The following is a 972-nucleotide window of genomic DNA, read 5'->3' on the forward strand; positions in this document are numbered from 1 at the left end:
AGGGCCACGCCGTCGGCACCGTTCTCGGCCTTGAGCACTTCATGGCCGTGCTTTTCCAGCATGCCGGTGAGTTTGTACATTTCAGTCGGCGAGTCATCGACGATCAGAATACGAGCCATGGTCTTCCCCATACGGTATAGGCGCGCGGCCTGCTGGCCGGGCGTCGCTGTGCGTGTCTACTGTGGCGCAAGCGCGACAAAGTCCGGGACATGGGCCTTGATCGCGCTCAGCAGTTCTTCCTTGCTGAAGGGTTTGGTCAAAAACTGGTCGGAGCCGACGATGCGCCCCTTGGCCTTGTCGAACAGGCCATCCTTGGAAGACAGCATGATCACCGGGATGGACTTGAACGCGCTGTTGTTCTTCACCAGCGCACAGGTCTGATAGCCGTCGAGCCGCGGCATCATGATGTCGACGAAGATGATGCCGGGGTGATGGTCGACGATCTTCGACAGGGCTTCGAAGCCGTCCACTGCGGTGATGACCTCGCAACCGACGTTCTTCAGCAGCATTTCGGCCGTGCGGCGAATCGTCTTCGAATCGTCGATCACCATCACCTTCAAGGCGTTGGAATGCTGTTCCATATCTGCTCTGCCATCGCCCCAGCGAATGATTTGGTCCGGTACCGCCGGGCAATGGGTGAAACCCTTGAACTTCAAGGCTTGGGCCCGGCCTGCGAGCCTTTTTAGCACACTCTCCCCCCTGCAATCTATGGACCACGCCAGGCAGTGGTTTTTCCTTGACCCAGGCCCCTGTCAGCGCCACTCTGACGCCACTTTTTTTGCCTCGCTCCCACTCATTTTCTTAAAGGAATCCACCCATGAGCGTTCGCGTCGGGATTGTCATGGACCCTATCGCCAGCATCTCCTACAAGAAGGACAGCTCGCTGGCCATGCTGCTGGCCGCCCAGGAGCGCGGCTGGACCCTCTTCTATATGGAGCAGCGCGACCTGTACCAGGGCGACGGCGTGGCCCG

At 59.3% G+C, this 972-nt stretch carries 1 protein-coding gene and 2 pseudogenes; 1 reads left to right on the top strand and 2 read right to left on the bottom strand.

What is annotated here, in order from left to right; all coding sequences use genetic code 11:
* Positions 1-119 (bottom strand): annotated as a pseudogene (locus F6S12_RS32175) (response regulator); the annotation flags it as partial.
* A 57-nt stretch (positions 120-176) separates the two neighbouring features.
* Entirely contained in the window at positions 177-581 is a 405-nt protein-coding gene (gene pilG / locus F6S12_RS32180) for a twitching motility response regulator PilG (RefSeq protein WP_011064001.1), read from the bottom strand.
* A gap of 236 nt (positions 582-817) precedes the next feature.
* On the opposite strand from pilG, the pseudogene F6S12_RS32185 reads away from it, so the two are divergent.
* Positions 818-972: pseudogene (locus F6S12_RS32185) on the top strand (glutathione synthase); the annotation flags it as partial.

This window comes from Pseudomonas sp. JV245A, assembly GCF_032424515.1.
Lineage (GTDB): Bacteria > Pseudomonadota > Gammaproteobacteria > Pseudomonadales > Pseudomonadaceae > Aquipseudomonas > Aquipseudomonas protegens.